The sequence below is a fragment of the Leptospira andrefontaineae genome, from assembly GCF_004770105.1.
GTDB lineage: Bacteria > Spirochaetota > Leptospiria > Leptospirales > Leptospiraceae > Leptospira_B > Leptospira_B andrefontaineae.
The window spans coordinates 340,348-361,856 of record NZ_RQEY01000016.1 but is presented as its reverse complement, the minus strand read 5'-3'; the positions used below and the strand labels follow the sequence as shown (position 1 = coordinate 361,856).

Here is a 21,509-nt window from a genome sequence, read left to right as displayed (position 1 = left end):
TCCGAAATAAATCTTAGTCGTTTTCGTCTTTTAATACGCCGCGTTCGCCAGGTGGCAGATAACTTGCGAGCTTGTCTTTCACGATACGAGGGTTGTCTCCTGATTGAATGGAGAGTGTACCTTCTATCATGATCTGTCTTACTAATAGTTCGTCTTCGGATTTACGCATGAGTTTTTTCATGATAGGGATAGCGATCATGTTTGCTCCCATAGATCCGTATAATGTGGTGATCAAAGCGGCTGCCATCCCTGTTCCGATCGCACTCGCGTCTCCGGATCCAAGGTTCTTTAACATCTGAACGAGTCCGATCAGAGTTCCGATCATCCCGAATGCTGGAGCAAGTGCTCCCCAGTTTTCCCACCAAGCTTTTCCGGCACCGTGTCTAGAAGCAATATTGCTCATTTCGGTTTCCATAATATTCCGAACAAGCTCCGGGTCGGTTCCGTCCACAACCAGGGTAATTCCCTTTCTTAAAAATTCCTCAGGAAGTTCGTTCACGTCGTCTTCTAACGCGAGTAGACCTTCTCTCCTTGCTTTCTCGGAGAAGGAAACTAATGTTTTAATAAGTCCGATGAGATCGCTTTTTTCTTCTCTAAAAGCCTTACGAGTTACCTTGCCTAATTCCAGGGTATTCTGCCAAGGGACCGCCATCACTGTACAAGCGGTAGCTCCTCCGAATGTGATCAATACGGAAGGTACGTCCACGATATCGATCGGGTTCAAACCGGCGGAAAGAATCCCGAAAGCGAATACTACGACTGCAGAGCCGAAACCTATGATTGTAGCTATATCCATTGTAGTTTAATCTGCCCTCTTAAATTGATCCGGCGCGGAACCCAAAGGAAACACCAGCACTCGTTTTTTGAACTCCAAAATTTTTTCGATCACTTCGGGTATACTTTCCTGGACCACATATTTTCTATCATTAGACAAAGTGATCGTAGTATCCGGATTTGCCTCGATACATTCAATATGAGAGGCGTTTAGAACGAATTCATTTCCTTTTAATCTATGCAAAGTAATCAAACGCCCCTCCTTTTTCCAGAGTTCTTGTTTATAGTCTCGACCGTCTTTTGGATTTGGATGATGAATTTTTCCTCTGTAAAACGGTTTACCGAGGCCTGAAAGTCCTTAGATTTCCACTCTTTTCGGTCTGATTCCTGTAAGGCAGCATTCAATGCCTCAACTGTTTGTTCTCTGAAGAATAGCCCGGTCTTTCCTGAGACCACTGTTTCCAAAGCTCCACCTTTCGCATAAGCCAGAACAGGTGTACAATACCCCTGGGCCTCGACAGGTGCGATCCCGAAATCTTCCATTCCGGGAAAAATGAATGTCTTTGCTTTAGCCATATACTCTTGCACTTCGTTTCTTGGCCTATGAGGAAGTATCTCCACATTTGGAGGAAGGTTTTTTATAAGTTTCTTATATTCTTGACCACTTCCTAAAATTTTGAGAGGCCTTCCATTCTTTCTATATGCTTCTATTGCCAAGTCGATCCGTTTATAAGGAGCGAATGCGGAAACGATCAGGTCGAAGTTTTCCTTCTTCCCTGGTTTGACCTTGAAACCTTGAGGCAAACAAGGAGGATATACAACTTGAGATTCCCTTCTATAAAACTTTTGGATCCGTCTAGAAACAAACTCAGAGTTGCATAAGAAGGAATCCACTCTGTTGGAAGAAACGGAATCCCAGGTACGAAGATAATTGGAAACAAGTTCGAATGCGAAAAACTTCAAACCGCTTCTTGCGGGAAAATAATCATAATAAAGATCCCAAACATATCTCATGGGAGAATGTACATAACTGATATGGATCGCGTCCGGATCCGGGATCACACCTTTTGCAACACAATGAGAAGAAGATACGATCAGATCATATCCTCTTAGATCCAAGGATTCGATCGCAGTTGGGAATAAAGGAAGATACCAACGGTATTTGGATTTAAAAGGAAGTCTATCAGTGAATGCGGTTACGATCTTTCTATTTTCGATTCTTTCGTTTAATTTTCCTTTTTCGTAAAAAAGGGTAAATAGATCTGCATCCGGGAAAACTTTAAGGATAGAATCGAGAACAATCTCTCCTCCTCTCATTCCATTCAGCCAATCATGGATCACTGCGACTTTCATAGATACTAAGATCGGCAGAATAGCTTAGTTTGTCCCCGCCTTTTCAAGGAGGTTTCAATCGATCCAAATAGAAATCGCTGGAAATATCTCCGATAAGAGTAGTTCTTCTATAAAGATTGATCGAGAACGGAATAGGAGCACTTCTCTCCATCTTGCGATATCCTTCTACGTACCTTCTGGCATCGTCCCCTAAAATTCTCATATCGGTTAATGTCTCAGCCAGATTATCATAGGTATCCGGATCATTGATAAACCTTGGAATAGAACCGTTACTACTCTTGAGTTTGTAAGAGATCTCTTCTAAGTTCCCAAACATCATATTAATATCTTCTTTGTTCTCTCGGATCACACCTGTGGATGCCGCAAAAAAGTCATCATAGTATTTGGCAGAAGGAGCAAAGTCGGGACGAAAATCATCTTCTTCCTTATATGTCGGTCTGAAGAATGCCTGCTTGGAATCTTCTTCCGCGTTTCCTGGATTGATATCTATGGTCCTTCCAGAAAGTACAGTAGCTGTCCTAAAACTGATATCGTAGTTAGAATATAATGTAATCGGTTCTGCGAGACGGATAGTGATCTCAACTGCCTTGGTCCTGTTCTTATCCAAAAATCTTTTGTCAGGAACTTCTTCTATCCCGACAACATCTACATCTCGAACGATCCCTCTCTCCAATCCTAAAATGCTGACCGGAGTTCCAGGGCGAATCCCTTGCGACTTAGGATAATAAATTTTTAAAGTATAAGGATAATCTTCTTCTGAACCAGCTCGTTCAATCACTGATTGATATAAGAGTACGAAAAAAGCACAAAAGAAAACGAAACCTAGATGAATGGGAGAAGGGATCGGGAATTTCATACTTTCTTCTATTAGAAACTTCGGCTTTGGATTCGTATCAACTAAATCCCGCTAAATCAAAAATAGATGGGCGAAATTTTGGAGAATTTCCCGATAATTCTAAGGGAAAGGAAGAAAAAACCCTCTCAAAACGCCTATGAGACATAATATAATTGACTTTTTGAAAGAATCCGTTCAAAAAAGAACGAGTTGGTGGCTTCTGGCCTTCCTCTTTCTATTGGCGAGCACTCTAGGCTGGGGATTTAGGAAGGGGACCCTTCCCCAGGAGTTGAATAAACTCATACTGACAGGACACGAAACTCTTAGAACGGAAGAAATAGTTCAGATCATGGGTATCCAACCGGGAACCTCTTTCGAAAATTACGACCTCGGCCAAATGGAACACCGACTTACCTCACATCCCAGAATCAAATCCGCTCACTTGGAAAAAAAAACGGACGACCAATTGCTGGTAGAGATCACCGAAAGAAAGCCGAGCTATCTCGTGAACTCAGATGGTCATCTTTTCGAAATAGATCCGGAACTTAAGATACTTTCCATGGACGATGTTAGAAGCCAAGGACTCACAGTACTTTCGGGAACATTTCCAAGAGAAAAAGGAGAAGTAGTCGGTGCCGCATTCAAAGATCTTCATACTTCCGTCGAGAATGCATTTCGTTCTTATCCGGCATTAAAAACTCGCATCTCAGAAGTCTCCTTACATGAGGATGGGGAAATTTTTGTTTATACGGACACTCCTCTTTCTGTCCGCGTGCAAGTCGGGACCTTATTCCAAACGGAACAGGTCAGAAAATTATATGCTGTATTAGCATATCTTGAAAAAGAAAAAGTCCGCCCTAAACTCGTGGATATACGAGGAGAAGACGCGGTCTACCATTAAGAATATGGAATCTTCCGAAAGAATCATAGTCTCTCTGGATCTAGGATCAGCACTTACAAAAGTGGTGGTAGGACGTCCTATCTCCGAATATGAAACTGAAATTATAGGAACTGGAATGTTCCCTTCTTCCGGGATCAAAAACGGATCCATTATAAATATAGAAGCAACCACTCGTTCCATTATAGAAGCAGTGAGCGAAGCGGAACTCATGTGTGGCCAAGAGATCGGCTATGTTGTCGTGAATGTAACAGGTAAATCGGTTCGTGCAGATAACTCCAAAGGAGTTGTTGCAATCACAAACAGAGACAGAGTTGTAACAGAGCCTGATATAGTTCGAGTGATAGAAGCTGCACAAGCAGTTCGAGTCCCTGCCGACCAAGAAATTTTGCATGTACTTTCTAAAGAATTCTCTGTAGACGACCAAACTTCTATCAAGGACCCGATCGGAATGACAGGAGTTCGTTTAGAAGCAGAAGTGCATATAGTCACAGCAGGTCTAACAGCACTTCATAATTTAGAAAAATGTATTGAAGCAGCTGGTTTGGCGGAAGAGACAAGAGTTCTTTCTAGCTTAGCCTCTTCCGATGCGGTTTTAACTTCCGGAGAAAAAGATCTTGGCACCGCCGTATTAGATATAGGCGCGGGAATCTGCGATCTGATCGTTTATGTGGATGGAGGGATCGCTTATTCTTCCGTCATCCCGTTCGGTGGATATAATGTTACTTCTGATCTTTCTATCGGTCTAAAAACAACGATCGAAACCGCAGAACTTGTGAAAAAAAGATTCGGCCATTGTTCTTTAGAAGAAATAGATCCTACTGAAACTGTAGAGATCCCACCAATCAGCGGAAGACCTGCTAGAGCTGTTCTACGAGAAGAATTAGTCCATGTAATCGAACCTCGTATGAGAGAAATTTTCGAGATGGTGGATGCGGAACTCACCAAGTCCGGAAAAAAATCCTTTCTCGCGGGTGGAGTCATCCTTACAGGCGGAGGAAGCCTTCTCGAAGGAATAGAAAGTTTGGCAGAAGATGTATTTCGTCTAACGGTAACTCGAGCAAGACCTGCGGGACTTTCCGGACTTTCGGAAAGGGTTTCTTCTCCTGAATTTGCTACTGCAGTCGGACTTATCAAATACGCCTCCAGATTAGGGGACATGGAAAGAAAATCCCAGGATAGAAGCGAAACCTGGGGCAAAAAAATTCGGAGATGGATAGAGGAAAACCTCTAAGGGAGTGATCATGTTACGTTTCGAAGAAGAAGAAAAATCAAACCCTGCTATTATTAAAGTTCTAGGAATTGGCGGCGGCGGAATGAACGCAGTCGCAAGAATGGCGAATTCCAGCCTAAGAGGAGTGGAATACGTTATCATGAATACCGACGAACAGGTATTAAAACGTTCCGAGATAGAAAGTAAGATCGCATTAGGTTCAAAAACCACAAGAGGAATGGGTGCCGGTGGAGATCCCGAACTAGGCGCAAGAGCTGCAGAAGAAGACAGAGAGAAAATCGTATCCGTCATCCAAGGTGCAGACATGGTTTTTGTAACTGCTGGGATGGGAGGCGGAACCGGAACTGGTGCTGCACCTATTGTCGCTAAAATTGCCAAAGAACAGAAATGCCTAGTAGTCGGCGTGGTCACCATTCCATTCTCTTTCGAAGGAAAAAGAAGGATGGAACTCGCCAAAAGAGGTGTGGAACAACTTCGTTCTTATGTTGATACTTTAATTTTAGTGAATAATGAGTCCATCTTCCAAGTAGTAGAAAGAGATACTCCGATCGACCAAGCATTCAGAGTGATAGATGATATTCTTTTGAACGCAGTGAGAGGGATCAGCGATATCGTTAATAATCCTGGAATCATCAATGTAGACTTTGCAGATGTAAAAGCGATCATGAGAGATACCGGTGATGCAGTCATGGGAGTGGGAGAAGGTTACGGAGAAAATAAAGTCTCCGAAGCTGTGAACTTTGCCATTGATAACGCTTTATTAGATTCTCGTTCTATTGCAGGAGCCACTTCCCTTTTGATCAACGTCACAGGCGGAACTGATCTTACTATTTCAGACTGGAACGAAGTATCTCAGATCATCACTTCTCAAGTAGATCCCAATGCAAATATCATCATTGGTTTAACCGAAGATGCAGATCTTGAAAAAAGAATACGTATCACTGTAATCGCAACTGGATTTAACAAAAGAGCTGCAGGTATCGGATCTGTTCCTAAATTACAATCCCAACCCCAAAGAAAAGTGGTAGGACTTCCTGAAATGGAAGAACCTCGTCCAAGTTTCAAAACGGAACCGGAGAGAATTAGTAATGACCCTGAAAATTATAGAACTCTCAAGTCCAAAAACCCTTCCGGAAATATGAAAGAAGATTATGATATTCCGGCTTTTTTAAGAAGAGGAGAAAAAGGGAGAGGGTAAAATCTCTCCTTTGCTTTATTCTTCTTTTGCCTCTTCTTCAATCGGATGAGTCGTCATTAACTCTTTTAGCTCTTTGAGATAATCATCTTCCGGACTTCCTAAACGGATTGCCTCATCGTAAAATTGAACTGCCTTTTGGTAGTCACCTTCTGAAAAATAATACGTAGCTAAATTCGCTTTTGCTGCCCAAGATTTTCCCTTTGCTTTTAAGTCTGCTTTCTCCCAGGCGCTCTTAGCTCTTTGGAAGTTCGGATTTTCTCCGGTAATCTCTTCGTATCCTTCCAGAAGAAGAGCTTCTACTTCTGGATTTTCATCTTCGGTAAAAATAGAAATATCTTCCGACTCCGCTTTAGGAGAAAGCCTCCTTTGTATTTCAGAAATTGATTCATCTAAAGCAGTGGAAAGAGAAGGAAGCATACTAGGACAACTAACGTCCCCTACTCCATTATATATGATAGAAGGTTTACTGAGAATAGTCTTCATCATTTCCCCAGAATCTGTTCGGATCAAATTCGCTTCTAGCGGAATATAAACTTTTCGCACACCTGTGGGTTTCATGATCGGATCATTTGCTATTGCAGCGACTATTCTCGCACGATCTTCGCTATTTTTAGCTCCCGCAGCTACTCGGAGGACCGCCATTCCTAACGCAATATAATCCATTTTAGTTTCTACATAACATTGGGATTCCGGTTGTTTTACGGAAACATATAAGACAACATCTGCATCCAATATCTTTTCGATCTTCTTTCTGTTCTTTTGAATTCCTTCTAAAGTAAGATCTTTTTCTTCAATAACATCCACTCTATCTTTCAGATCTAAAATTTTAAAAAAAGAATCTTGAGAAAGGTTTTCATAAATTTTCCCGGGAACCATAAGAACGAAAGATCGATTACTTTCATAATTCCATATTTCGGAGTTCATAGGTTCTAAAACGAACGCGATGGTTTTTACCCCGTTTAAGAATTGTTTTAAGTCCCTTCCTTCTTTTGTAGGAGGATACATAGGATATTCTATGGTTACGGATTGACAGGTAATAAAAGTCGCAAGCAAACAGAATAGAAAGACTAACGTGAGCCTCATATCGGATCGGACCCTTTTTAAGTAAATTTTAGATCCCGTTTTTTACGGTTTCTTTAGAAGAATTCGCAGGCAGGAGTTCCAACAAAATCAGATGAGGCCTTGCTCCAAATCGAATTCTTGGCGCCACATGACCTTCTGCCCCTAAACCTCTACTGACTATAATATCAGTATTTTCGTAAGCGTTCAATCCCCCAGCTGCAATATAACGAGGAACTCGGGAAAGAGTTAAGATTGGACCAAAAAATGGAACTTGGACCTGCCCCCCATGGGTATGCCCTGCTAAGATCAGATCCACTTTTTCATTCGGTTGATGAAGAACAGAATCAGGATAATGACTGATCAGGATGGAATAAATATCCTCGGGGATTTCCCTTCTCAAACTCCAAATCAAGGTTTTGTTTTTATAATCGGGTAAACCTAATCCTATCAAACCGATCTTATTATTTCCAACTTGGATAACCTTCGATTTTCGGTCCCAAAGAACCGATCCAGTTTTAGAAGAAAAATCTGTATAACGTAAGATATGATCCACATCGCCAGTAACAAAGAAGAATCCATTATTATATTTAAATTCTTTTAGATAAGAGGTGACGATCGGATATAAGGAGGCATGATTCATCACATCTCCGGTAAATAAGATCAGATCCGGCTGGAAACGATTTGCTTCTTCTCTAACTTCTAAGTGCAGATCTCTAATATCATCCGTTTGCAGATCAGAGATGTGTACAATTTTGATAGGAGAAACTATCTTATCAGATCGAATTTGGATACGTTCCACATCCAGATGATTCGGTTCCCAAACTTCGGAATAAAATTTGATACAAATTAGAAAGATTGAAGTAAATAGGAAAATGATTCTTTTGGAAAATGCAAAATGAAGGAGACCGAATAGAGGTAAAGCGATCGTCAAAACTGTCCATGCGATCCTAACTCGAATAAAAGAACTTACGTCCAAAAAGAAAGGAACCATAGCCGCAAAAAGCAGATAGATCAATATAAGAATTAAAATTCTTTTATAAAAGCTTAGATCCCATTTTTCAGAGAAGATAAACTTTCTCTTATTTCCCAAGAATACCAAGAGAAATAAAGTAAACGTAATAATTACCAGAACATCTATTATAAAATTAGATTTAGAGTATGTGTTCAAATAAAAATTCATGTTTGGATCTTCTTCTTTCCATTCCAAAATTCCGCAGCAATCGCACTAATTAAATACATTACCGTTCCATACATAAGAACAGTAAGTAATGTTTCACTTTGTTTAAGATGAAGTTCTGCAAGAAGTAAAGCCAAGGACAAACTTCTGATCCCGGAAACCATGGACAAGGAAGCCCTGACTTCTCGCGTAGAATTAAATAAAAATAGCCCGGGAAGAAGAGAAAGTCCTACTGCAACAGTAGCGCCGATCCAAACAATCCAACCTAGACTCAATGCATATTCTCCATATTGAAAGATCAAAAGTAAAATAGATAATACCAAACAGAATGTGCTAAATCTTTCTACCCAAGGAGCAATCGGATCGAAATATTTAGGGAAGAAATATTTACTTAAGAGTCCGAGAAGAAGAGGTAAACCTTGTAAGAATGTTCCTATCAAAAAAAGTTTTAGGAAAAGATCGAAATTAAATCCTGAACCTCCTTGATAGATAGAAAATATCAAAGGAGTCAGAATAGTATTCGCTCCATTCAATGATGCGATCAACATTCCACCTAACGCCGGATTCCCTTTTGCTCTTAATACAAACAGTCCTCCGGAAGCTCCTCCTGGAGAAGCAGCACAAAGGAAAATTGCCGCAAATGCAAGTCCAGGTACTCCTAAAAGTTTTCCTGTAAAAAATACGGAAACGGGGAGTATCCCGAAATTCCAAAAGAATGCGAATATTAGGAACGGAACAAATTTGGACCAAGAGCCCAATTCTTTTTTTTCAATCCTCAATCCCAAACCGTACATAGAGGAAAGGGAAAGAAGAATAAGTACGATCCGTATTAACATTTTCTAATTTTAAGAAAGATTTTTCTTAAGGAAACTTCTCTCTTTGATCGTTTGAGAAATAAAACTAGAGATCGCAAAGAAAAATGCGAATCCAAGGAAAAAGTAAGGCGCAATAGAAACTTGCCCTTTGGGAATATTATTCTGCACTAACATTCCATAGAATGCTACTACAAACAAAGCAGCAGGCACAGTGAGCACGGCACCTAAATTAATGAATAATTTATACTGGATGGATCCGTTCTCCGTCTTCTTAGCATAACCGAAAGACCATAACCAGTTCCTATGTTTTGCCAGTTGAGAAGCATTCTGAAAAAGAAGTTTATCTCCTTCCTTCTGAACAGCATACCCTGCATTTCCAAATTGAGAAGAAGCAGAGTTTAGATCCGACTTTAATTCTCCTGATAAAATTGCAGGGAAGAAAGAGCCAAAATATTTTTTAGAAAACGTTTCCTTTTGTTTTCTATCCCATAGGGCAATAGTAAATACCAGAATGAATATCAGAATAGGAAGTATGTTTAAAATTATAGTGATCATTTTTTTATGCCGCTGTTAAGATAATTGGTCCACGTTCAGTAACAACTACTGAATGTTCAAACTGGGCAGTAAAAGAACCGTCAGGAGTTTTTAAGGTCCATCCGTCTGATTGTTCTACAAAGTCTTCCGCGCCAGTCGAAACAAAAGTTTCCACTGCAATAACCTGTCCCGATTTAAGAATTCGTTTATCTCTTGGTTCGTAATAATTACAAATATCGAATGGTTCTTCATGAAGAGATTTTCCTACTCCATGTCCACATAACGTGCGGATCACTTTAAATCCATTATTCTTTGCTGTACTCTCAATCGTTCTTCCGATAGAATTTAGTTTTTCACCGGTCTTCACACCTGCAAGAGCAAGTTTTAGCGCTTCAGAAGAAACATCCAAAAGTCTACTTAGACCTTTATCATCTTTTCCAACGATCAGAGTAAAACCTGTGTCTGCAAAATAACCGTTCAACTCCAAAGAAACATCCAGATTCAGGAGGTCTCCTTCTTTTAAGATACGATTGTTTGGAATTCCGTGGGCGATCTCAGTATTCAAACTGATACAAGTGTATCCGGGAAATTTATACATTAGTTGAGGAGCACTTCTTGCTCCGAACTTAGAAAAATATGAATGCGCAATACGATCCAACTCTTTGGTGCTAATACCTGGTTTAGCGGCTTCTCTCATTTTGACCAAAGTCTCGGCAGTGATCTTGCCAATCCTTTGTAATGCTTCCAGATCTTCTTTATTACGAACCGTCATAAATATGAATTCTACAGAGAGAAATTAGATGGCAAACGATAAATGTAGGAATTCCAACAAGAATAGAAAGAATCTAAAGTTTCTGTTTTACTTCCCGGAAAGTATAAAGAAGTTCAGAAGCGATCTGATCACAGGTTTCTAAATATTTCTCCAAAGGATTTTCGGAATCGTCTGCTGATTTAGGATCTTCGAAAGGAAGAGAAATTCTTGCTTCTGCTCCTGGAACATAAGGACAAGATTCGTCCGCTTGTGAACAAACTAAAACCGCAATAAACTCAGACGAAGGATTCGGAGCATCTTGGAATTTTTTAGAATATGCAATCAGAGGAGGAGTTCCATCTGCCCACCAAATTGAATATTTAGGATTACGAGGAGGTCCTTGGTTTTCCAAACGAAATCCGCAAGTCTCTAAAGCCTTCTCCGCATTTGGATGTAACTCAGTGATACTTGTTCCACCTGAAAAAGATTTTACTCCGGGAAAATCAAAATAGTGAGGAATACATGCTGCGAATGCCTGAGCAATCTGACTCCTTCTCGAATTATGAGTACATATAAAAACTAAATTCGCTTTTTGTTTGGTCTCAAAAGATTGTAAAATAAATTCGGCGAATGAAGAAAGCACCGACTTTCTTTCCTTAGGGATTTTATCGATCAGAGAAAGTTTCGTATCCAAATATGTTTTTAAAGGCTGGAATAAAGGAGACATCCCGAAAACATTAAGTTCCTTATTCTATGGAGCAAGCTAGATTTTTCGGATTTTGAAAGGCTTTGACAAATTTCAGATCATCAGGGATCTATTGCGAAATCGAAAAGGACTCATAATGTTGCTAAAGAAGAAAAAAGTAGATTTGGAAACATATATACGAAAAGCAAACGAGCTGCACAATTATATTAGCCGAAAAATTAAAGACCACAAAGCTCTTTATTCGAAGAGCGGTTATGAAAGAGATTTGATGGTTCTTGATAAAATGAAACGCGGCTTTCTATATAAAGATGTTAGCTCTTTAACTTGGCTACAGGATGAGTCCAAAGGAATCGCAGACACCTTAGGCTCTCACGTTGAAGAACCAAATTTCTTAAATAAGATCTATGATTTATTAACCATACTAAATCAGATTTTAGCAGAAATCAAAAAAACTGATTTTTCAAAAACGGTCTTAGTCACCGGAGGATCTTCCGGGATTGGCAAAGAACTTTCTATCTTATTATACAAACAAGGTTATAACGTATTAGTAGTCAGTGTTTCTAAAGAAGAATTCAAACTTCTTCAAAAAGAATGTAAAGAGATCAACTCTTCCGGAAAATTAGAGACCTTAGAAGCGGATCTAACCAAGACTGATAGTGTTCCTAAAATTTTAAAATGGGTCTCCAAATTAAAGTTAGAAGTAAATGTCCTAGTCAATAATGCAGGATTCGGGCTTTGGGGAAAATCTTGGGAACTTTCTCCTGAAAAAATAGATTCAATGCTTCTACTTAACATGAACGCAGTTACTAGACTTTCTAATGAATTTTCCAAGAGAATGATAGAACGTAATAACGGTTTTATTTTGAATGTTGCATCCACAGCTTCTTTACAGCCTCTTTCTTATATGGCAGCTTATGCAGCAAGCAAGGCATACGTAGTTAGTTTTTCAGAAGCATTAGCAGCGGAACTTGCTCCTTATGGAGTTAAACTTGGGATCTTATATCCAGGAACTACTAAAACAAATTTTCTAACAGTAGCAGGAATTCATAAAGAAAATAAAAAGGGAGGCTTAGGAAATCTGGCTTACTCGATCGCGATGGATCCGAAAGATGTGGCAAAGGTTGCCTTCCAAGCGATCCAAAACGAAACCAAAAGGTCGGTCCCGGGATTTATGAATCAGGCACATTATTATTCTACGAAAATATTTCCTTCTTGGATCGTAAAAAGAATAGCTGATAGGATCTTTAAAAAAGAATAATTTATAGTCCGTCCCAAATATAGGTTATCAATCGATACTAAGTCACGGGCTTCAAGAGCCTGGACCTTTTGGGACAGGCTCTTATACTTTTACGTTCACGCCGTAAAAATCAAGTGCATTCGAATATAATACTTTTTGCAATAACTCACCTTCGAACGTGTCCGTTACAAGATGCAGATCCTCTTCAGTAAATGGGGCGGGAGAACGTGTAGAAGGAAGATCCGTTCCGAACATTAAAGCGTCCGGATTAATCTCTGCGATTGCCACCAAAGCGGTTCTTATGTCCATATTGGTCCGACCAAATCCGGTGGCCTTTACTCTTACACCTTTTTCCACCAATCTTAGAATAGTAGAAAAACCTTCTTTGGATAATCCCAAGTGATCTATGGAAACTTTAGGAAGTGATAATAACACTTCTTCTAAAAATTCATCTACCTCTTTGGCATCTATATACAATTCAACATGCCAGCCGACTATATCGTAAACCCTGGCACCCATTTCCTTAATCTTGGAAATTTCCTCAGAACCTCCCCTTCTTACATTAAATCGAACAGCTCTTACTCCTGATCTATGAAGGGATAAAATTTCAGAATCCTGAACATTTGCAGGAAGTTGCGTTACACCTACATAATTTTTTCCTAATATGGAAAGTGCATCCAATAGATAAGTTTGATCAAATACCTGGAAAGAACCGGAAACAACAGCGCCACCCTTGATCCTAAGCCAATCCGCCTGCTTATTATAGTCGGAAACCGTAAAAGGCTCGGGCAAAAAGCCATGGTTGGGCACCAAAGGAAATCTTGGATCTATGATATGAAAGTGAGAATCGAAGATCCGCATCTTTGTAGTATAACATTTACGGAATATGAGTCAAGAGAATGTGGACAGGAAATAAATTTCCGATCCGGTATAATAAACCTATTCTGCTTTATAACGGAGGACCCTGGTTCCTGCAAAAAGATCGTGTAATGCGGTCCTTTTATGAGAAAAGAAGATATAAATTACTGAAATCCCATAATATATAATCGAATCCCAAAAGGTGAAATTGTCTAAAGGATTCCATTTGTTCAAAATCCGATGAACACCAGCTAAAGGTAACCCCTCCATCTCCGCCTGGTGTTCCATAAATATCCTGGAATCGTATACAGCACTCATGATCGTTACTAAAGACAAGGCGAGCTCAGGCAAAGTCCGAATAAAAGACCGGATCCATCCCAAACGACCTTTGCAAGAATCGGTCACGATTATCCCGGCAAATGCCTTGCCAAGTGTCCGGCCATATAAAGCATGCATTACGAATCTATATCCGATATAAAGTAAGGAATGTAAGGCAGTGTAGAAAGGAAACAATTCATATACCATCTTATTGTGGTAATAGAAGACCATGATTTGGGGGATCAAAACAGGACATAAGATCAAAAAATCCAGAAACTGAGCATAAACTCTTCTACTCAAACTCGCGTATGCCAAATGTTTTTCTTCAATATTAATTTTTTCGAATATATTATTCATCAGTAAGTAATTATAAGATATTTCTAAAATGAAAAACGAACCATCTTAGTTCTTTACCGCTTTCACAGAGATAGAATCCGTCTTTATGAGCTACAACATCGGGGCCTTTGGAAATTTCCGCCCAAAAACCTTTAGAACAAGGCTCCCACCAATCCGGCCTACAATTTCCTTGGTCAAAATTTTCAGGCCAATCACTCGGGTAAGAATCGAATTTACGATTTAAACCAGGATGGTTTTTGAATCGTTCCAGAATAGTTTTCCTAAACTCGGAACTTTCTACCTTGTATTTGGAGAAAACCACCCAGGATTCCCTAAATCCACAACGTTTGATAAAATAATCGGAGACACCGTTTGGAAGACCGAGGATCCCAAACTTCTCCGCTTGGGCCCTTGTTAGATCTTTAAATTCAAAACGATCCGTAAAGTTTGGAACATCCGAGCCGTTCCGAAAGAAAACATATAGAAAAATTCCTAAAACGATAAGAATCACCGCGGCAGTACACGTTAGTAAAATCTTGGAATTGGAATATTTCGCCATTTTTTTCGCCGGGATCGGATCGGCCGAATCTTAACGGTAGAATATGAAAACCAAAAGTAAGGAATCAAGGAGAATTTAGAAAAGCAGGCCAACACACTTCTCCCAATCCGGATATATATTCCTTCCGATGTTAAGGTCTCAGTATATCGGAATAAAATCCGGGATCTCTTTTACCCTTCTGATCCAAGAGCTCAGGTTCGAAAAATCAGAAAGAGGAAATTGACCTTCTTCCGCCACATGTGTATATGCAAAGAGAGCGATATCGGCTATGCTCAGATTTTCAGAACCGAAGAATTGATTTTTGGCAAGATGGTCATTCATGATCTTCAGAGCATCTAATCCTTTAGTATGATTACTCGGAATTCTAGGATCATCCTTTTTGTTTTGAAAATGTATCAACCAACGATTGACCGCAATATAAGGTTCATGACTATATTGTTCAAAAAACATCCATTGTAATATCCTGGACTGGGCCAAAAGATCATCCGGAAAGAAGTCAGTATTCTTCGCTAAGAAATATAAGATGGCATTAGATTCGGAAAGAAATTCTCCGGACTCTAATTCCAAAAGAGGAACTTTACCTACCGGGTTTTTAAGAAGAAATTCCTGAGTTTTGGTTTCGCCCTTTCTAGTATCGGTCTCGATCCATTCATAAGGAATTTTCAATACATGCAATAGAAGTTTAATTTTATAACAATTCCCGGAAACAGAAGTACCGTAAACTTTCATTTTAGTTCACCTGAACGGCTTAAGATCTAACGAATTTAAACGTTAAGCGAAGATCGGCAATGGAAAAAATAATATATTTCATTTTGAATTATTAACCAAAACTTGGCCATCGTCCTTCCATTGGCCTTCAAAAATTAAATTTCCTTCCGAGTCGGTCAATTTGCCGAAGCCATTCCTCTTATTCCATTTCCACTCACCTTCATAAATTGTTCCATCAGCGTATTTATAAATACCGTTTCCTTCTTTATTACCACGATTCCAATCCCCATCATAAGATTCTATTCCGCCGAGTACAAGTTTTCCTTTACCATGGGCTAACCCATTTTGGAAACTTCCATCGTAACGATAAGATCCTGACAAAATTTTAGTCCCGATCCCGTTTTTACAATCACCGGAGACACAACTTGGAGAAAAAAAATAGTACGCACAGAATAGGACAGTAGGAATGAAAAGGATAGGATAAAGATTTTTATTCATGGTTTTCAGAAACCGGCTCAAACTCTAAAATTCAATATTATGAAAAAATAAACTAATGAAAATTCTGGTTCAATCTTCCGATTTGGAAAATTCTTTAAAATTCCTTTTACGGACGATCGAATTCAATCTTTTCAATAATCTTTTTAGATCGTCCTCTCCCATAGCTTCCGTGACGGTAGCCTGGGCCTCTTCCCAAATAGGATACGCAACCCTCAAGGCTTCCAAACCTTTTTGAGTCAAAATAACTTTTCGAGCTCTTTTATTTTCGGAAGGGACATCCGCAACATAGCCCAACTCTTCCAAAGGAGTCAAGTTACGGATCAAAGTAGTTCTATCTAAAACGAGAAGGTCGGCTAACTCGGCAAGACCAAGACCTTCTGTCGCGCCTAAAGTATGCAATAAACTGAATCTTTGAGAAGTAAGACCCGCCTTCTCCAATTCTCTATCATAAAATTGTGTGACCGCCCTAGAAGCTCTGCGCAGATTAAAGTTCACACAACTTAAACCTGCGCTAAGCATATCCGCTTTGCTCGGGAATTTTTCAGATTTCCGAGCCGTAATATTTTGAGACTTCTTGGACATAGGATCAAAAGACTATTAGTCTTGGGAATATTTTCCCTCTGATACTTGTTTCCGCAACTGTTTTACCCTCTCCTCGAAGGAAGCATCATCCAAACCAGGTTCATCGAATATGAAACTACCTAAAAAAGACATCATCTCTTGGTCATGACGAACAGGGCGCCCCTTTTGGAGATCAATAAAAGAAAATTGCGCCCTCAAAACTGCCTTCAAACGATTACCTTCCTTATCCAAAAGTAAGTATTCATTATGGATCGTTGCCGGAGTCAGCTTGATCAAACGAGTTACAATTTTCACCACATCATTCTGTTTGACCGGTTCCAAATATTGAGTCTCTACCTTACTTACCACCCAAGATTTACCTGAACTGGAACCATATTCATAAAAATCAAAATTGGCAGTCTCTCTCAACTGCTCGGAACGAGCCTCCAAAAAATAATCCATATACCTTGCATTATTCAAATGCCCAAAAGGATCACAATCCTGGAAACGAATCCTAGCAAAACTATGAGGGGAAAGCACCGGTTTATCAATCGTCAATTCCATATCGAATCTCCCAAGAGAATTAATGTGCATCTACATATATGTAATTACACATGTGTAATTACAGGAATTAGACTTCCTCAAATCTGGGTCAAGGCAAAAAATGATCCTTCTCATGTTGGAATTCCAACAAGTATTACAAAGTTTTTGGGGTTGGCCGCGTCCTCGCGAACGATCAATAGGAAATAAACGAGCCCAAAATAGTCCGGAGGCCTTTCATCAAGGGCTCGGACCGAGCTCTCACCTTCGGTCAAAAAATCGTATTCACGATTTTTGTGACCCCGGTTCGATCTCTCGCGGGTTGTAAATAGGAATTCCGTTGTTGGAGCTCCTACAATAGATATTATAAAATTCGGTTGCAGAAAATTGGAATTTATGATATAGGAGTGCGAGCTCTCCCACGAGCCTCTCCCCCCAATCCCAACGCAGGGCGGGGGCCGTTTTTTAAAAAATGCGTTCGATTAAACTGAGCTAGTATCCAAAGTGGCCCGCTCGTTTGATCTGCGATCACCGACTCTTACATGGTCGTCTTCTCGCTCCTATTGTCGCTGCGAAGGGGCGGGGGCCGCCCTTAACCCATGTAGGAACTCCTACAGTAAAATAAAAAATTCAATCCAACTTCAACGGAAGAAGATCCAACAGTTCAGACCAGCGTTTTCTATCTTCGGCATTTATCTTATTCCTTCTATCGTATCGAATATTATAAATTCCGAATTCTCCTTTATATAATTTTGCAATCTGAGAAGAAGGAGACAAATTACCACAACCGGAATGTTCCCAAGAATAAGAAATTTTTCCCGACTTCTCTGATTCAAGATTCCAAAGAATATTCGGACATTCTTTTTTCTTACCGGACTCCAGGAGGGAATAAATTTCGGAAGGAGAAGAAGCTCTCACTTTATAAACATGGATAGAAAGCATTTCATTCCAAAATAGTAATGATTCTGACTTGGGAACATATTGTAATAATGCCTGATCTATCCTATCTATATCAGAGACAAGTCTCCAATCTCTTCCATCTAAACGAATGGACTCCCCTTCCGCATCCAAGGAAAGATCTTTTCTAAACTGCTTTTTATCGGACTCATGGATAGAGACCTCTGTTTGTAAGTGAGTAGTCTGCCCGTTATCGTTTTTTAATACAATCTGGATCCACTTGCGAGTGGTTCCGACCTTTCGTATCCATTCTTTGTTTTCGGTAACTTCTACCTTAAATTTAAGAAGAACGGATCCGATTGGAAGCGGCTTTTCCTGCTGAAATAACAAAATATCAGAAGAATTTTCATTCAATTCAAATCCTTCTAAACCTACTATAGCAGGATTTTTTACTGTTCCTTTTAGGGAAATCTCGATCTTTCGTTGTTCCGTTTTATAAAAGATTTTCTCTATCTTAAACCAATTATTTTCGGTTTTCTTTTTTCGGACCATATCCGGAAAACAGAAAGAGAATAGGAATATGCAAAAAAATAAAATTACTAATTTAGAATAAAATTTTTGAAAAGAAAATTTCAAACTCAGCCTGCGACAAACCTTCTTCGAATAGAAACGAGATGAGCAAATAAAACGGAAGGAACTATAAAAGAAGGTAACCATACGTATGGAAATTGGAGCACAGCAGTGTTCGGTCTTTCAAAAGATAATTTTTGAAAAGGCCCAGGTGCAGATAAGATCCCTAAGATCACTATATTCAATAAAAATAAAAGTCCTATTATATTCCAAAACAAAATCCAATTTTTTGAAGATGTCGGTTTATTCAAAATAAAATAAGCAGCGATCGGAGCAGTTAGACCTATTAGAATATCAAAATTCCAACCTGCAAATGTCATGCTGATCGGCATCCAACCATACATTGCTAACCAGTATAAAACAAGTTCAACCGGAATTCTTGCGAGATGTAAGTATGTTAAATTTTCACCGGGGATTTGATCCATCCAAGCTCTACTCGAAGGAAAAATAAAAAGTAAAACCAAGAACAAGATCGGTGGAACCACCATACACAAAAATCTAGGAGGAAAGGAATCGGTAATTAGATAAAATCCAGTTCCGCTTAAAATCCCTTGTAACACAAGCCATGCCGCTAAAGCCAAAAGGATCAAGGAAGAACCGATCCAATTTTTTCGAGAGCCTAGGACAAGTGAGAAAAAATATCCTAAAATAGCGAATACCGTAGAGCCGAAAACTATTGGAACGAGTGGTGGGAGATGAGCCGACATTACAATCTCTAAAATGAGGCCCAAATCATTGGAATTTAAAAAAATAAGGCAATCATTTTCCTCAGGATTTCGCCCAATTCTTCATCATCCTTTTTCACCTAAGCACCGTATTTTGTTGGAATTCCTACAAGATTCCCTTCTAATAATTGGATAGAACTAGTTCCCAGGATTAACCATGGCTTCCAAGAATTTCCCTTTTTCGATCTTAAGATCTAAACTGTTTCAATTTTTTGCAATCTTACTCATCTCCGTTTCTTTGATCGGTCTACTTGCAGAACCTAAAAAAGGTGTTCATGAAGACGTTTTCGAATATAAAGTAAAGAAGAACGATACCTTATCCAAAATCGCAAAGGAATTCCTACAAGATCCGCGGAACTGGAAAGAATTACTAAAATATAATGAAATTCCAAACCCTTCTTTGATTAGAGAAGGCACTACACTTTTTATCCCAGGCTTCTTAAGAAAGGATACAATCTCAGCTACAGGAGAAATTATAAAACCGAATGCAGGTCCTGTAGCAGTTGCTGATTTCCAGAAAGGGCAAGTTCAATTCTCCAGAGATTTTACACCGACAGGACTTCCTGCAAGTTGGTCCAAACTTTCTAAAGATCAATTATTGAACATGGATGATTGGGTCCAAACAGGACAAGGTTCTTCTTCTAAAATTATATTCACTAAGAATGGAACAGTTGTAGAATTAAGGGAAAAAACCTTAACTAAAATCGTAAAAACAACTTCGGAATCCATTTCAGAATACAAACTGAATAAGGATGGAGGAATCCTAGAACTTAAGTCCGGATATCTGGAGGCAAAAGTTCCTCCTAAAAAACCCGGAGATGATACTCGTAAATTTATGGTAGTAACTCCTACAGCAGTGGTAGGAGTGAGAGGAACCGAATTATACGTAAGTGCCCCGGATCCTGAAAATACTACAGTAGGATGTTACAAAGGAGAATTAGAAGTCTCCGCAGAAGGAAAAACAGTGGCGGTCCCTGCTGGATTCGGAACTACTGTGGTAAAAGGACAGGCCCCTTCTAAACCGGAAAAACTTCCCGAAAAGGTTGAGTTAGAGTGAGAATTCTGGATCGGAATATTATAAAATATAAATTTTCATTTTTATTATCTTTACTGCTTCTACTTTCGGGAGAGGCATTTTCCGAACAACAAAGAGTAAGCCTTCGCTGGAAGCCCAGCCAAGGCGCTGAAAGTTATCTCATCGAACTTTCAGATGATAGAGAATTTTTAAGAGTACATCATTTCTATAAGACCAAAAACTTCCGTTACGAATTCAATTCACAAGATTCTAAATTCTATGTTCGCGTAGTCGGGATCAATGTGGATGGAGGAAGAGGAGTTTCTTCTCCGATAATTTCTTTAGCGGATAAATTTGCTGCAGCACCTAAAGTAAAAGTCGAAAGACCTTCCACTGTTGTCGCTTCTTCAGAGGAATTGCGGATCTCATTGGGTGATCCTAAATCTAACGGAACTTCTACCAATTCTCCCGGATCTCCAAATTCCCAAAAACAAGTTCCTGTTTCCACATACTACAGAGTGAATGGAGGAGACTGGCAGAGATATGACGGTTCCATTTCTCTTTCCCAAGAAGGCTGGAATGAGGTGGAATTTTATTCCGAAGATATATTAGGAAATAAAGAAATACCTAAAAAGACAAAGTATCTTAAAGACACAACCGCACCCCAGGTCCGTTTGATTGGAGAGAAAAAGGGGCAATCAGGACTAATAGAGATCAAATCCGGAGCAGAACTTACATTACAAGTTACTGAAGAAGGTTCCGGAATGGAAGAGATCACGATCAATCTCGCTGCAAGAGACGGAAGCGGAGCAGAAGTAAATCTAACTCTTTCAGGCGAAGAGGCAAAGAAACCTATAAAAATTTCTTCCTTAGGTATAGATGGACTTTCTATTCTTCGTTGGGAAGCAAATGATAAAGCAGGGAATTATATCCAATCAGAGATCCCATTATTGATAGATGCAAAACATCCTACATGCGTTTTCGCTCCAACTGAAGGTAAACTCAGAGAAGATGGCATCTACTATCTAAAAGAAAATGGGCTCATTGCGATCCGATGTGAAGATCCGGGCACAGGATCGGGGCTTTCTAAATTAGAATATAAGATTGGCAACGGCTCTATTCAATCTTACCAAAACCCGATTGGATTCAATACTGGAATTCATACCGTAACGGTTTATACTTCGGACAGAGTTGGGAACCAAGCGGAGTTCAAGATCAAAGTAAACGCAATAAAACCGGATTGGCAAAAGACCGGATCCGAATTCCAAGAAAAATAGGGACCCGTATTTT

Annotated in this window: 25 protein-coding genes; 6 read left to right on the top strand and 19 right to left on the bottom strand. The window is 39.5% G+C overall.

Translation table 11 applies throughout. The annotated features are described in order from the left end of the window. Positions 1 to 13 precede the first annotated feature (13 nt). The 4 genes from EHO65_RS11670 to EHO65_RS11655 are packed head-to-tail and all read right to left on the bottom strand — an operon-like array spanning position 14 to position 2,983. Entirely contained in the window at positions 14 to 796 is a 783-nt protein-coding gene (locus EHO65_RS11670; protein WP_100722752.1) for a motility protein A, read from the bottom strand. 6 nt (positions 797 to 802) lie between these two features. After that, complete coding sequence (locus EHO65_RS11665) at positions 803 to 1,027, bottom strand: flagellar FlbD family protein (RefSeq protein ID WP_100706477.1); 225 nt, start codon at positions 1,025 to 1,027, stop codon at positions 803 to 805. Continuing rightward, entirely contained in the window at positions 1,024 to 2,127 is a 1,104-nt protein-coding gene (locus tag EHO65_RS11660; RefSeq protein WP_167482026.1) for a glycosyltransferase, read from the bottom strand. The genes EHO65_RS11665 and EHO65_RS11660 overlap by 4 nt, the downstream gene beginning before the upstream one ends. 43 nt (positions 2,128 to 2,170) lie before the next feature. Continuing rightward, entirely contained in the window at positions 2,171 to 2,983 is an 813-nt protein-coding gene (locus EHO65_RS11655) for an MlaD family protein (RefSeq protein ID WP_135774479.1), read from the bottom strand. A 136-nt stretch (positions 2,984 to 3,119) separates the two neighbouring features. Here EHO65_RS11655 and EHO65_RS11650 point away from each other — a divergent pair, with 136 nt between their 5' ends. The 3 genes from EHO65_RS11650 to ftsZ are packed head-to-tail and all read left to right on the top strand — an operon-like array spanning position 3,120 to position 6,292. After that, complete coding sequence (locus EHO65_RS11650; protein ID WP_135774477.1) at positions 3,120 to 3,863, top strand: cell division protein FtsQ/DivIB; 744 nt, start codon at positions 3,120 to 3,122, stop codon at positions 3,861 to 3,863. Positions 3,864 to 3,867: 4 nt separating this feature from the next. Beyond that, positions 3,868 to 5,094 (top strand): cell division protein FtsA, encoded by a 1,227-nt coding sequence (gene ftsA / locus EHO65_RS11645; RefSeq protein WP_135774475.1) that lies wholly within the window; start codon positions 3,868 to 3,870, stop codon positions 5,092 to 5,094. Positions 5,095 to 5,104: 10 nt separating this feature from the next. Continuing rightward, positions 5,105 to 6,292, top strand: a complete 1,188-nt coding sequence (ftsZ, locus tag EHO65_RS11640) for a cell division protein FtsZ (protein WP_135774474.1) — start codon at positions 5,105 to 5,107, stop codon at positions 6,290 to 6,292. 15 nt (positions 6,293 to 6,307) lie between these two features. On the opposite strand, the gene EHO65_RS11635 is transcribed toward ftsZ, so the two are convergent. The 6 genes from EHO65_RS11635 to EHO65_RS11610 form a co-directional block, all read right to left on the bottom strand. Then, positions 6,308 to 7,375: a lipoprotein LipL41 gene (locus tag EHO65_RS11635; protein ID WP_135774472.1), complete on the bottom strand. Its 1,068-nt coding sequence runs from the start codon at positions 7,373 to 7,375 to the stop codon at positions 6,308 to 6,310. Positions 7,376 to 7,403: 28 nt separating this feature from the next. Next, positions 7,404 to 8,561, bottom strand: a complete 1,158-nt coding sequence (locus tag EHO65_RS11630) for a metallophosphoesterase (RefSeq protein ID WP_244243515.1) — start codon at positions 8,559 to 8,561, stop codon at positions 7,404 to 7,406. Continuing rightward, positions 8,531 to 9,367: a bile acid:sodium symporter gene (locus EHO65_RS11625; protein ID WP_135774470.1), complete on the bottom strand. Its 837-nt coding sequence runs from the start codon at positions 9,365 to 9,367 to the stop codon at positions 8,531 to 8,533. The genes EHO65_RS11630 and EHO65_RS11625 overlap by 31 nt, the downstream gene beginning before the upstream one ends. Positions 9,368 to 9,376: 9 nt before the next feature. Further along, the gene (locus EHO65_RS11620) at positions 9,377 to 9,901 is read right to left on the bottom strand and encodes a hypothetical protein (RefSeq protein WP_135774468.1); all 525 of its coding nucleotides are present in this window, start codon (positions 9,899 to 9,901) and stop codon (positions 9,377 to 9,379) included. 4 nt (positions 9,902 to 9,905) lie between these two features. Further along, positions 9,906 to 10,652 carry a type I methionyl aminopeptidase gene (gene map, locus EHO65_RS11615; protein WP_135774460.1) on the bottom strand — a complete coding sequence of 249 codons (747 nt, stop codon included), beginning with the start codon at positions 10,650 to 10,652 and terminating at the stop codon, positions 9,906 to 9,908. A gap of 73 nt (positions 10,653 to 10,725) precedes the next feature. After that, positions 10,726 to 11,358: a low molecular weight phosphatase family protein gene (locus tag EHO65_RS11610; protein WP_135774458.1), complete on the bottom strand. Its 633-nt coding sequence runs from the start codon at positions 11,356 to 11,358 to the stop codon at positions 10,726 to 10,728. Positions 11,359 to 11,620: 262 nt separating this feature from the next. Here EHO65_RS11610 and EHO65_RS11605 point away from each other — a divergent pair, with 262 nt between their 5' ends. Further along, on the top strand, positions 11,621 to 12,595 hold the full coding sequence (locus tag EHO65_RS11605; RefSeq protein WP_135774456.1) for an SDR family NAD(P)-dependent oxidoreductase: 975 nt from the start codon (positions 11,621 to 11,623) through the stop codon (positions 12,593 to 12,595). 81 nt (positions 12,596 to 12,676) lie between these two features. Here the strand turns inward: EHO65_RS11605 and EHO65_RS11600 are convergent, their stop codons facing one another. The 9 genes from EHO65_RS11600 to EHO65_RS11560 all read right to left on the bottom strand — a co-directional run bounded on the left by EHO65_RS11600 (position 12,677) and on the right by EHO65_RS11560 (position 19,186). Continuing rightward, positions 12,677 to 13,435 carry an amidohydrolase family protein gene (locus tag EHO65_RS11600; RefSeq protein ID WP_135774454.1) on the bottom strand — a complete coding sequence of 253 codons (759 nt, stop codon included), beginning with the start codon at positions 13,433 to 13,435 and terminating at the stop codon, positions 12,677 to 12,679. 78 nt (positions 13,436 to 13,513) lie between these two features. After that, complete coding sequence (locus EHO65_RS11595; protein WP_244243514.1) at positions 13,514 to 14,065, bottom strand: RDD family protein; 552 nt, start codon at positions 14,063 to 14,065, stop codon at positions 13,514 to 13,516. Positions 14,066 to 14,117: 52 nt separating this feature from the next. Then, positions 14,118 to 14,645 carry a hypothetical protein gene (locus tag EHO65_RS11590; RefSeq protein WP_135774450.1) on the bottom strand — a complete coding sequence of 176 codons (528 nt, stop codon included), beginning with the start codon at positions 14,643 to 14,645 and terminating at the stop codon, positions 14,118 to 14,120. Positions 14,646 to 14,783: 138 nt separating this feature from the next. After that, on the bottom strand, positions 14,784 to 15,374 hold the full coding sequence (locus EHO65_RS11585; protein ID WP_135774448.1) for a glutathione S-transferase family protein: 591 nt from the start codon (positions 15,372 to 15,374) through the stop codon (positions 14,784 to 14,786). Positions 15,375 to 15,452: 78 nt separating this feature from the next. Further along, entirely contained in the window at positions 15,453 to 15,851 is a 399-nt protein-coding gene (locus tag EHO65_RS11580; protein ID WP_135774446.1) for an MORN repeat-containing protein, read from the bottom strand. 69 nt (positions 15,852 to 15,920) lie between these two features. Further along, on the bottom strand, positions 15,921 to 16,433 hold the full coding sequence (locus EHO65_RS11575; protein ID WP_135774444.1) for a MarR family winged helix-turn-helix transcriptional regulator: 513 nt from the start codon (positions 16,431 to 16,433) through the stop codon (positions 15,921 to 15,923). 15 nt (positions 16,434 to 16,448) lie between these two features. After that, complete coding sequence (locus EHO65_RS11570) at positions 16,449 to 16,976, bottom strand: acyl-CoA thioesterase (RefSeq protein ID WP_135774442.1); 528 nt, start codon at positions 16,974 to 16,976, stop codon at positions 16,449 to 16,451. 606 nt (positions 16,977 to 17,582) lie between these two features. After that, the gene (locus EHO65_RS11565; protein WP_244243513.1) at positions 17,583 to 18,401 is read right to left on the bottom strand and encodes a hypothetical protein; all 819 of its coding nucleotides are present in this window, start codon (positions 18,399 to 18,401) and stop codon (positions 17,583 to 17,585) included. 86 nt (positions 18,402 to 18,487) lie between these two features. Beyond that, positions 18,488 to 19,186 (bottom strand): hypothetical protein, encoded by a 699-nt coding sequence (locus EHO65_RS11560; protein WP_135774438.1) that lies wholly within the window; start codon positions 19,184 to 19,186, stop codon positions 18,488 to 18,490. A gap of 175 nt (positions 19,187 to 19,361) precedes the next feature. Between EHO65_RS11560 and EHO65_RS11555 the strand changes: the two genes are divergently transcribed. After that, positions 19,362 to 20,261, top strand: coding sequence for a FecR family protein (locus tag EHO65_RS11555; RefSeq protein ID WP_135774436.1), 900 nt, complete (start codon positions 19,362 to 19,364; stop codon positions 20,259 to 20,261). Then, entirely contained in the window at positions 20,258 to 21,496 is a 1,239-nt protein-coding gene (locus tag EHO65_RS11550) for a hypothetical protein (RefSeq protein ID WP_135774434.1), read from the top strand. The genes EHO65_RS11555 and EHO65_RS11550 overlap by 4 nt, the downstream gene beginning before the upstream one ends. The last annotated feature ends 13 nt before the right edge of the window (positions 21,497 to 21,509 follow it).

What these genes read in the sequence shown, in the direction of transcription:
- EHO65_RS11555 (WP_135774436.1), top strand. Translation starts at nt 19,362, where the DNA reads ATGGCTTCCAAGAATTTCCCTTTTTCGATCTTAAGATCTAAACTGTTT.
- EHO65_RS11660 (WP_167482026.1), bottom strand. Translation starts at nt 2,127, where the DNA reads ATGAAAGTCGCAGTGATCCATGATTGGCTGAATGGAATGAGAGGAGGA.
- EHO65_RS11625 (WP_135774470.1), bottom strand. Translation starts at nt 9,367, where the DNA reads ATGTTAATACGGATCGTACTTATTCTTCTTTCCCTTTCCTCTATGTAC.
- EHO65_RS11655 (WP_135774479.1), bottom strand. Translation starts at nt 2,983, where the DNA reads ATGAAATTCCCGATCCCTTCTCCCATTCATCTAGGTTTCGTTTTCTTT.
- EHO65_RS11600 (WP_135774454.1), bottom strand. Translation starts at nt 13,435, where the DNA reads ATGCGGATCTTCGATTCTCACTTTCATATCATAGATCCAAGATTTCCT.
- EHO65_RS11575 (WP_135774444.1), bottom strand. Translation starts at nt 16,433, where the DNA reads ATGTCCAAGAAGTCTCAAAATATTACGGCTCGGAAATCTGAAAAATTC.
- EHO65_RS11590 (WP_135774450.1), bottom strand. Translation starts at nt 14,645, where the DNA reads ATGGCGAAATATTCCAATTCCAAGATTTTACTAACGTGTACTGCCGCG.
- EHO65_RS11635 (WP_135774472.1), bottom strand. Translation starts at nt 7,375, where the DNA reads ATGAGGCTCACGTTAGTCTTTCTATTCTGTTTGCTTGCGACTTTTATT.
- EHO65_RS11580 (WP_135774446.1), bottom strand. Translation starts at nt 15,851, where the DNA reads ATGAATAAAAATCTTTATCCTATCCTTTTCATTCCTACTGTCCTATTC.
- ftsZ (WP_135774474.1), top strand. Translation starts at nt 5,105, where the DNA reads ATGTTACGTTTCGAAGAAGAAGAAAAATCAAACCCTGCTATTATTAAA.
- EHO65_RS11605 (WP_135774456.1), top strand. Translation starts at nt 11,621, where the DNA reads ATGAAACGCGGCTTTCTATATAAAGATGTTAGCTCTTTAACTTGGCTA.
- EHO65_RS11650 (WP_135774477.1), top strand. Translation starts at nt 3,120, where the DNA reads ATGAGACATAATATAATTGACTTTTTGAAAGAATCCGTTCAAAAAAGA.
- EHO65_RS11620 (WP_135774468.1), bottom strand. Translation starts at nt 9,901, where the DNA reads ATGATCACTATAATTTTAAACATACTTCCTATTCTGATATTCATTCTG.
- EHO65_RS11560 (WP_135774438.1), bottom strand. Translation starts at nt 19,186, where the DNA reads ATGTCGGCTCATCTCCCACCACTCGTTCCAATAGTTTTCGGCTCTACG.
- EHO65_RS11610 (WP_135774458.1), bottom strand. Translation starts at nt 11,358, where the DNA reads ATGTCTCCTTTATTCCAGCCTTTAAAAACATATTTGGATACGAAACTT.
- EHO65_RS11565 (WP_244243513.1), bottom strand. Translation starts at nt 18,401, where the DNA reads ATGGTCCGAAAAAAGAAAACCGAAAATAATTGGTTTAAGATAGAGAAA.
- ftsA (WP_135774475.1), top strand. Translation starts at nt 3,868, where the DNA reads ATGGAATCTTCCGAAAGAATCATAGTCTCTCTGGATCTAGGATCAGCA.
- EHO65_RS11570 (WP_135774442.1), bottom strand. Translation starts at nt 16,976, where the DNA reads ATGGAATTGACGATTGATAAACCGGTGCTTTCCCCTCATAGTTTTGCT.
- EHO65_RS11670 (WP_100722752.1), bottom strand. Translation starts at nt 796, where the DNA reads ATGGATATAGCTACAATCATAGGTTTCGGCTCTGCAGTCGTAGTATTC.
- EHO65_RS11585 (WP_135774448.1), bottom strand. Translation starts at nt 15,374, where the DNA reads ATGAAAGTTTACGGTACTTCTGTTTCCGGGAATTGTTATAAAATTAAA.
- map (WP_135774460.1), bottom strand. Translation starts at nt 10,652, where the DNA reads ATGACGGTTCGTAATAAAGAAGATCTGGAAGCATTACAAAGGATTGGC.